Source organism: Cyanobium sp. NIVA-CYA 375 (genome assembly GCF_056108345.1).
Genome location: NZ_JBSYHW010000227.1, coordinates 1 through 1,126, shown reverse-complemented (window position 1 = coordinate 1,126; position 1,126 = coordinate 1). Strand labels below are relative to the sequence as shown.

At 71.9% G+C, this 1,126-nt stretch carries 1 protein-coding gene; it reads right to left on the bottom strand.

Annotated features, from left to right (window positions below):
- Nucleotides 1-1,126, bottom strand: a 1,126-nt coding sequence (locus AC01FP_RS17710; protein ID WP_474482054.1) for a TolB family protein, incomplete at both ends; no start/stop codon positions are given.

Here is a 1,126-nt window from a genome sequence, read left to right as displayed (position 1 = left end):
TGCCCAGGTTGGTGGCCCGGCTGGCGAAGGCGATCCAGCCGGCGTCGTGCGACAGCGCCACGTAGTCCCAGTACGAACCGGTGCCGGAATCGGCATTCGCCTGCACGCCGGCGCTGCTGACGTTGATGCGCCGCGTGGCTTCGCTGCCGTCGAGGTCGACGAGGAAGAGGTCGATCGCGCCGTTGGTGTCGCCCGCCACCACGTTGCTCGAGCGCGTGGGGTAGACCACGAAGCGGCCGTTGCCCGAGATCACCGGCTGCTGCACGCCGCTGATGCTGTCGGTGCCCTGGTTGCGCTCGCCGCCGTCGGCGCGCAGGCTGATGCGGCGCCGGCTGGTGTTGTCGTGCTGGTAGACGAAGATGTCCCACAGGCCGTTGGTGTCGCCGGCGGTGATGTCGGCGGCATAGGACCAGAACGCGATGCGGTTGCCGTCGGCCGAGATCGAGGCGCGGTCACCGCCGACCGCCACGCCGCTGCCGTTGGCGCTGACGACGGTGTGCGTGCCGCTCACCACGTCGCGGCGGATGACGTTGGCACCGCTGGCGCCGTTGGTGAGGTTCGGCGCCTCGGTCGTGAAGGCGACCACGCGGCCGTCGGCCGACACGCGTGCGGTGTGGCTGGCACCGTTGGCCTCGCCGCCGGCGCTGGTGAGGCTCACGCGGGTGACGCTGGTGGGCAGCGTGCCACCCGCGGCCGACCAGCGGAAGACATCGCGCACGCCGTTGCCGTCGCCAGCCACGAGGTTGCTGGCGGCAGATTCGAAGACCACCGTCAGGCCGTCGGCCGAGATCGCGGGGCGGTCGCTGCTGGCGTTGCCGGGGTTGCCGCTGCCGTCGGTGCTGATCAGGCGCGTCTCGCCCGTGCGGCTGTCCCGCCAGAACACCTGGCGCTGGCCGTTGGGGCTCAGGCCGGTGGCCGACGAGGCGAAGGCGACGAAGCGGCCTTCGCCGTAGCTGGCGTCGCCGCCGATGGAAGGCTTCCAGCTCTCGAAGCGCGTGCCGCGCACGCTGCTGTCGGTGCTGCGGCTCACGTGGTCGAAGCGCCACTCGCAGCCCACCTTGAGCGCGTCGGCGGCCAGCGGCACCGTGCCGCTCGCGCCCTTGTAGACGCTGCAGCTCTGGCCGGC